Source organism: Anaerobacillus sp., from assembly GCF_046314235.1.
Classification (GTDB): domain Bacteria; phylum Bacillota; class Bacilli; order Bacillales; family Anaerobacillaceae; genus Anaerobacillus.
The window spans coordinates 233,892-241,445 of the sequence record NZ_JBKBWN010000008.1 but is presented as its reverse complement, the minus strand read 5'-3'; the positions used below and the strand labels follow the sequence as shown (position 1 = coordinate 241,445).

The following is a 7,554-nucleotide window of genomic DNA, read 5'->3' as shown; positions in this document are numbered from 1 at the left end:
CTAATTCCCTTTTCTTTTAGAAGAATAGAATATATTCTTGATGCATTCATCCCAATTAGCCAATCAGCACATGCTCTTGTATACGCCTCATAATATAAGCTTCTCGTTTTCTCTTCATCTAATAAACGGTCAAACCCTTCTAGAACAGCCTTAGGGGTTAACGAAGATATCCACAACCGTTTCATTGGCTTGTTAACGCCACTCTTTTGGATGATGCTTCTAACGATTAGTTCACCTTCCCGGCCAGCATCACCGCCATGAATTATTTCAGTAACTTCTTTATTTTTGAGCAGTTTACTAATGATTTGATATTGTTTACTTTTTGATTTTACAACTTCATATTGAAATTTCTCTGGAATGATCGGTAAATTTTCTAATGTCCATTTCTTCCAGATCGGATTATAAATCTCAGGAGGAACTAACTGGAGTAAATGTCCTACCGCCCATGTACAATAGCCACCATTAGGAAACCATTTGTTTGGTTCAATAATAATATAACCATTTTGTTTTCTCGTTTTAAATTGTGAAATTAAAGCCATTCCTTGATCTGGCTTCTCAGCAATAAGTAGTTTCATAGTCGTTCTCCTTATGTTCTTTGTTCAATTATTCATATTACGCTTATTGCGAAAATCACGCAAAGTCAAAATTGCTTTTTTCTGTGAAATTATTTCGGTCGATTTCTATCGTTCTCTTATACAGGAACTGGATAACAGCGAGGAGAACCGGAAGACAGCGACTTTTCATGATTGTTTTAAGTATCATTCAACTTTTTACAATTTTGTGTTATTCTTTAAATGTGTCTAAAATATGAAATTATATGTAAATGTTATTATCAGAGAGTTATAAGGGGTGACCGGGGAGTGGAAAAAATAGTTGAAATTACACCGTTTTTTAAACAATTATCTAAGGAAAACCAAGATATTCTCTTACAAAATGGTGTAGAAACGTTTGTAAGAGAAGGGACAACATTGTTTTACGAGGGAGATGTAGCTAGACATATTTACTTAATACAATCTGGGAAAATACGATTAAGTAAAATGACGATTGATCAAAAAAAATTTTTTTTACATTTAAAACAAGAACATGATATTGTAGGCGAATTCAGTTTATTTAATGATATGGCGGTAAGTATGACTGCTGAGGTAGTTGAAGATTCTACTCTTGTAAAATTTAATCGTGATCATCTGGAAGCTTTATTTCTGCAAAATGGGGAAATTGCAGTATCGTTTATAAAGCTTTTTGCAAGAAATACACAATCAACACAAGCCAAATTTTCCGATTTACTTCTTTATGGAAAAGTCGGAGCTCTTTACTCTATCTTAATTCGCTTTAGCAACTCTTATGGTGTAAAGCATCATAATGATATTTTACTAACTGTAAAATTAACAAATCAAGATATCGCTAACTACATTGGCACCTCTCGAGAAACTGCTAATCGAATGCTTCGAGACTTGAAAAAGGATAAAATCATTGCGTTTTTGAACGGGAATATCCTGATTAAGGATATAAACTACTTAAAAAACCATTTACGCTGCGGAAAATGTCCCGTTGAGATATGCACAATTTAATCATCACTCATCGAAAAACTAAGTAGGTGGATCTACTTTTGAACTACAATCATAAAATACATTGATTGCTTCTTCAATGATATTTTAATTTTTAATATATTTATTTACATAAATAGCAACTTGAGTGCGATCGGAAAGCTCTAATTTGGAAAGAATATTACTAACATGGGTTTTTACAGTTTTTATACCAATGTAAAGCTCATCACTAATTTCTTTGTTACTCTTTCCTTTGCCTAATAGCATTAATACTTCACGTTCGCGTCTAGTCAACAATTCATGCTTAGGCTTTTCTTTCATTCGATTGAACATCAAACTAGCTACTTTAGCCTCTATTGTAGGTTCACCTTTCATTGCTTTTTCAATTGTTGCAGCGATTTCGCTAGCGCTTGTTGTTTTTAACACATAGCTGAAAGCACCTGCCTCAATTACCGGAAACACCATTTCATCATCAATAAAACTCGTCAAAACAATAATTTTCACCTTTTTATTTACGTTTGTAATTTGCTTCGTTGCTTCAATTCCATCAACTTTTTCCATCATTAAATCCATTAAAATTACGTCAGGGTCCCTTTCACTTGCAAGCTTTATTGCCTCCTCACCGTTACATCCCTCACCGACAATTTCAATGCCATCTTCTAAGCTTAAATACGTTTTCAACCCCATTCGTACCATTTCATGGTCATCAACTATTAACACTCTTATTTTTTCTGACACGAGTACAACCTCCAACTATTGTTTTTGAAATCTCAATGGAACTCTTATTTCTAGCTTCGTCCCTTGACTAGGATATGAGAGAATCGTAATATTGCCACCAAGTTCGATGATTCGTTCTTTCATTGTCGCTAAACCATACGACCCCTTTTTTTCCATTTCTTCAACAACAAATCCAACACCATTATCTTCTAATACAATAAACAAGCGTTCCTCCTTTTCATAAGAGCGCATCTGAAACATTGTCGCTTTTGAGTGACGAAGCATATTTGAAATTGCTTCTTGAATAGTACGAAACAATTGGTCTTCTATTTTTGATGGTAGTTTAGTTTTTTGATTAAAAGATAATCGAAGAGTCAAGTGCTTATTCTTTACCTTTATTTCTGCGAAAAGCGCTTCAATTCCTTCTTGAAACGATTTCCCATCTAATGTTACTGGCCTTAAATGCATGATTAACGCTCGAAGTTCTTGTTGCGCATTATTGACCATTTTTTCAACATCATTCAAAACATCTTTAGCCTGTTGTTGATTTTTTGTTATTAGTTTAGGCAGTGCCGCCATTGTCATTGATATTGCAAAAAGCTGCTGACTAATAGCATCATGTAATTCCCTAGCTAATTTCCTTCTTTCATCCAAGGAAGCTGCTTGTTCAGCCTGCTCTACTAATAATGAATTTTCTCTTAATAGCTTTTGCAAAGAGAAAACTTGTTTCTCATAATGTTCAGCCATTGCATTAAAACGTTCTGACAGATGCAAAAATTCATTTTCACCTTTAATGTGAACACGTGTTGAAAGCTTTCCCCTCGTAAAGGAGGCTGCCGCATCAATAAGCTTTTCTATTTGATTTTTTACATACTTAGCAAAAGGATAGATTGTAACAATAGATACAACGAAACTAATTAGAAATACATATAAAGTTAGAATAAAAAGATATAGGAAAAATGAATTTGAAAAAAGAGCTACTTCTGTTACCATCGAATAACGGACGTTTAATGCTGAAGAATATTGAATATATGTCGCTACAATTAAAATGCCTAGAAAGAACACGACCGTGCTGATAAGAGAGATGCGACCTTGAATTTTTAAAAACTGCCATTGAATTCCAGAGAGTTTCCGACCAAGTTTTTTTTCTTTTTGAGACATTTTAATCGACTCGCTTTACTTTAACATCACCGATAGAAAGTTTTATAAAAATCGAGACCTTTTTGTCAGCTACAGAAAAATTTTCACTTTCATATGATACAAACCTACTTGTACCAGATTGTTTATTTTCAAAAATCTTTACATCACCAAGCTTGACCTCTGCATTTATTTTTACTGGCAAGCTGTCAGGTACAAGTATTTTAACATCGCCAATCACACCAGAAAATTCAATCCGGTTTTCTCCATCTTTCAACATTGCTGTAGACAAGTCAACGGATATATCACCTATTCCAACCCAAGTTTCCAGATCCTCAATCTGCCAAGGAGTTTTTCCAAGATGAATATCACCAATAAGCGTTTTATTGACGCTTGAAAAAGAGCTCCGTTTCTTATTTGCAAGAAACTCCTTGCGGTCTTCTCCATCATATTTATTACTTAAGTCGACAACAATTAAATCTGATCCTCGATTAAAAATGATGGAAAGACCAAAATAAATAATAAACACCGGCCATGTCCAGCTCCAAAACTGTCCTGAACTTATCGAGAAGTAATCTAACTTATTACCTTGCAAGACAATTCCAATCGCCAAGATAAACATTCCCCAAAATACTTTATTAAATCTCCATTGGCCATCTCTCAATTTCCTACCAAAGTAAATGACTCCCCGAAAAACTTGTCTGAGTCCTAAGTAAATAATAATTAGTGGCCAAAAGGTAGAGATGAATGTGCCTATATTCAGCTCTACTACACCTAAGTTTGATAATAGAAACAACAAACCTAGCGTTAGGATCAGCAACCCAATCATTTTTTTTGCCATAAAAACTCCTCATTCCCTTAGATTTCCTATATTTTTTCTGCAATTTTAATAGTAGCAATCTTCGCTGTAAAACTCTAACGAATTTTAGAGGCTTGTTCAAGAAAATCCAGCCAAATCTTCTAAAAAGTTAGTTGGATGTCCTAAAAAAAGAATTAATGTTCAGCTTGCACATCTAGTTTTATTTTACCATTTCTAAACATTCAGTAGCTATTGCTAATTCTATAATGGTGCTTCTTATAGTTAAATAGTAAGTCATTTACTAGTTAATTATAACAGTCATCGGTTGGTACTTTTCTCAGTCTTCAGACTGAGTTTTCGCACTATGGCACTGTTTGTTTTTAGTATATTCATTTGCAATTGCGCAAACTTAGTCAGTTTTATTACTACCGTTATTAGTTGGCCATAATCATAAATTTTGTTTATGGTCTCAACATTTAATTCATAAAAAAAACAAAAGTTTGACTACGCTTAGCCAAACTCTTGTTTCTTGTTTAAATCAAAACCTTATTTCTATTGAATTATTTGTTATCCATTAAATTTTGTAAAAACTAACGTTGCATTATGGCCACCAAAACCTAAGGAATTACTAAGTACTGTTCGAACTTCCTGTTTTCTCGCTTCATTTGGTACGTAATCTAAGTCACACTCTGGATCAGGAGTTTCATAATTGATTGTTGGCGGAATAATGCCATCTTCAATTGCTTTTATCGAAAAAATAGCCTCAACAGCTCCTGCTGCACCTAAAAGATGACCTGTCATTGATTTTGTTGAGCTAACAGCTAACTTTTTAGCATGTTCTTGGAATACCTGCTTAATAGCTAATGTTTCATATTTATCGTTATAGTGAGTACTTGTACCATGAGCATTCATGTAATCTACATCTTCTGGGTTAATCCCTGCATCTTTTAATGCCATTCGCATCGCTCTTACTCCACCTTCACCTTCAGGAGCTGGTGCAGTAATATGATAAGCATCTCCAGTTGCGCCATACCCAACAATTTCAGCATAAATGTTTGCGCCACGCCGTTTTGCGTGTTCTAACGATTCAAGGATAATAATTCCCGCTCCTTCACCCATGACAAAACCATCGCGGTTTAAGTCAAATGGGCGGCTAGCAGTAGCAGGGTCTGGATTCGTTGATAATGCTTTAGCTGCACTAAAACCAGCCAATGACATATTTGTTATTGGCGCTTCACAGCCACCTGTTACCATTACATCAGCATCGCCACGTTCAATAACTTTAAATGCATCTCCTATAGAGTTGGCTCCAGAAGCACAAGCTGTTACGGTACATGAATTAATCCCTTTAGCACCTAAAGTAATTGATACTTGTCCAGAAGCCATATCCGGAATTAGCATCGGCACAAAAAATGGACTTACACGACGGTATCCTTTTTCTTGAAATATCGTAAACTGTTGCTCATAGGTTTCCATACCACCAATACCAGAACCAATCCAAACCCCAACACGAGCAGCATTAGTATCATTAATCTCTAACTTAGCATCCTCAACAGCCATTAAAGCACTTGCAACTGCATATTGAGTGAAGCGGTCCATTTTTCTTGCTTCTTTTTTATCCATAAAATTACCAGGATCAAAATCCTTTAATTCTGCGGCAACTACTGCTGGAAATTGGCTTGCATCTACTCTTGTTAGTTTTCCAATTCCAGATTTACCCGCTTTGACGTTTTCCCAAGTTGTTGCAACACTATTACCTAAAGGAGTAACAGCACCTAAACCTGTAATAACTACACGATTTTGCTTCATTTCATTTCTCTCCTTTTATCATTAACTATATTATCTTCCCCAACGAATTGCAATTGAACCCCACACTAATCCAGCCCCAAACCCTACCAAAACAACAAGATCTCCATCCTTTATTTTTCCATTTTTAAGTTCGTCTACTAACGCCATTGGAATCGAAGCTGATGAAGTGTTCCCGTATTTATGAACCGTCTTTGCCATTTTTTCATTAGGTAGCTCAAGTCGCTGTCTTGATGCCTCCATAATGCGAATGTTCGCTTGATGTGGAACAAGATAGTCTACATCTTCTTTTGTTAAACCGGCTTTTTCAATAACACTTAATGCAGACTCACCCATTTGACGAACAGCAAATTTAAAAACTTCTCTGCCATTCATTTCAAGGTATGGCCCTTCTTGGGTAATATGCTCAGAACCTGACCCATCAGCACCTAATTCAAAGGCGAGGATGCCTCTACCCTTAGAAACAGGACCCAATACCGCAGCTCCTGCCCCGTCACCAAACAATACTGCTGTGTTTCTATCATCCCAGTTCATTAACTTTGATAGCTTTTCAGCGCCGACAACAAGTACATGTTTATAATCACCTGATTGAATGAATTGCTTAGCTGTTACAATACCATACATAAAGCCAGCGCATGCCGCACTTACATCCATTGCCGCTGCATTTACAGCCCCAAGTTGATGCTGAATGACCGCTGACACTGAAGGAAAAGGTCTATCTGGCGTTACAGTCGCGACAATAATTAAATCAATTTTTTCAGGTTCAATATTTGCACGCTCTAATGCTTCCTTAGCAGCTAAGTAAGACATATGTGATGTATCATGTTGATCAGGAGCAAACCTTCGCTCCTCGATGCCCGTTCTCGTTCTTATCCACTCATCCGAAGTATCAATTCTTTTTTCTAAATCAAAATTTGTGACTACTTTCTCTGCTAAATAGGAGCCCATTCCTAGTATACCTACATTGACCATCGTTAGTGCCCTCCTTACAAACTATATGTTATTACTAGTGAAAGAAAAATCATCTCTAGTAAAATACCGTTTTACATCCTACTACTTAATATTATGACCTGATACTAATTTTAATTCATATCAATAACTTTGTCTACTCCCTCTATAAAAACTATAAAATCGGGCTCTTGGTTCAGACACTCTGGTTCAAGAAGTAACATAGCTTTATATTGTACAAAACTTTTGACAAGGAGGGGTGAAAATGGAAGATAACAAGCAACAAGAAAGTTATCGAGGTAGAAATTATTTTGATAGCTTAATGTTCGGACCTGCACCTAGACAAATGCCTACGATGGAACAAAAACAAACAAATCAAGTAGCTCCACCCGAGCCTGTTCAATCCGATGTGAAACAAACTCAGCAGGAACAACCAATACACAGTCAAGACCAACAAAGTAACGCGCAACCACAAGTCGACTTAGCACAGATGATGCAACAATTTGATATGTTAATGGAGTATGCAAACAAACTGGGACCTTCATTTAAAAAACTGGGACCTTTATTTGATCTCATTAAAGGCTTTAACGGTAAAAAATAGTT

General features: G+C 35.8%; 8 protein-coding genes. 2 read left to right on the top strand and 6 right to left on the bottom strand.

Annotated features, from left to right (window positions below; translation table 11 throughout):
* Nucleotides 1–575 (bottom strand): toprim domain-containing protein (locus tag ACK4M9_RS13545; protein WP_409851448.1); only part of this gene is annotated, 575 nt, incomplete at its 3' end.
* A 285-nt stretch (nucleotides 576–860) separates the two neighbouring features.
* On the opposite strand from ACK4M9_RS13545, the gene ACK4M9_RS13540 reads away from it, so the two are divergent.
* Complete coding sequence (locus tag ACK4M9_RS13540; protein WP_409851446.1) at nucleotides 861–1,568, top strand: Crp/Fnr family transcriptional regulator; 708 nt, start codon at nucleotides 861–863, stop codon at nucleotides 1,566–1,568.
* A gap of 84 nt (nucleotides 1,569–1,652) precedes the next feature.
* Here ACK4M9_RS13540 and ACK4M9_RS13535 read toward each other — a convergent pair whose 3' ends face one another.
* From ACK4M9_RS13535 to ACK4M9_RS13515, 5 genes are all read right to left on the bottom strand, one after another.
* Complete coding sequence (locus ACK4M9_RS13535; protein WP_409851444.1) at nucleotides 1,653–2,282, bottom strand: response regulator transcription factor; 630 nt, start codon at nucleotides 2,280–2,282, stop codon at nucleotides 1,653–1,655.
* Nucleotides 2,283–2,297: 15 nt separating this feature from the next.
* A complete protein-coding gene (locus ACK4M9_RS13530; protein WP_409851442.1) occupies nucleotides 2,298–3,422 on the bottom strand; it encodes a sensor histidine kinase in 1,125 nt (374 codons plus the stop codon).
* A gap of 1 nt (nucleotide 3,423) precedes the next feature.
* Nucleotides 3,424–4,239 (bottom strand): cell wall-active antibiotics response protein LiaF, encoded by an 816-nt coding sequence (gene liaF / locus ACK4M9_RS13525; RefSeq protein WP_409851439.1) that lies wholly within the window; start codon nucleotides 4,237–4,239, stop codon nucleotides 3,424–3,426.
* 525 nt (nucleotides 4,240–4,764) lie between these two features.
* Complete coding sequence (gene fabF / locus ACK4M9_RS13520; protein WP_409851436.1) at nucleotides 4,765–6,006, bottom strand: beta-ketoacyl-ACP synthase II; 1,242 nt, start codon at nucleotides 6,004–6,006, stop codon at nucleotides 4,765–4,767.
* 30 nt (nucleotides 6,007–6,036) lie between these two features.
* The gene (locus ACK4M9_RS13515; RefSeq protein WP_409851433.1) at nucleotides 6,037–6,975 is read right to left on the bottom strand and encodes a beta-ketoacyl-ACP synthase III; all 939 of its coding nucleotides are present in this window, start codon (nucleotides 6,973–6,975) and stop codon (nucleotides 6,037–6,039) included.
* A gap of 241 nt (nucleotides 6,976–7,216) precedes the next feature.
* On the opposite strand from ACK4M9_RS13515, the gene ACK4M9_RS13510 reads away from it, so the two are divergent.
* The gene (locus tag ACK4M9_RS13510) at nucleotides 7,217–7,552 is read left to right on the top strand and encodes a hypothetical protein (protein WP_409851430.1); all 336 of its coding nucleotides are present in this window, start codon (nucleotides 7,217–7,219) and stop codon (nucleotides 7,550–7,552) included.
* The last annotated feature ends 2 nt before the right edge of the window (nucleotides 7,553–7,554 follow it).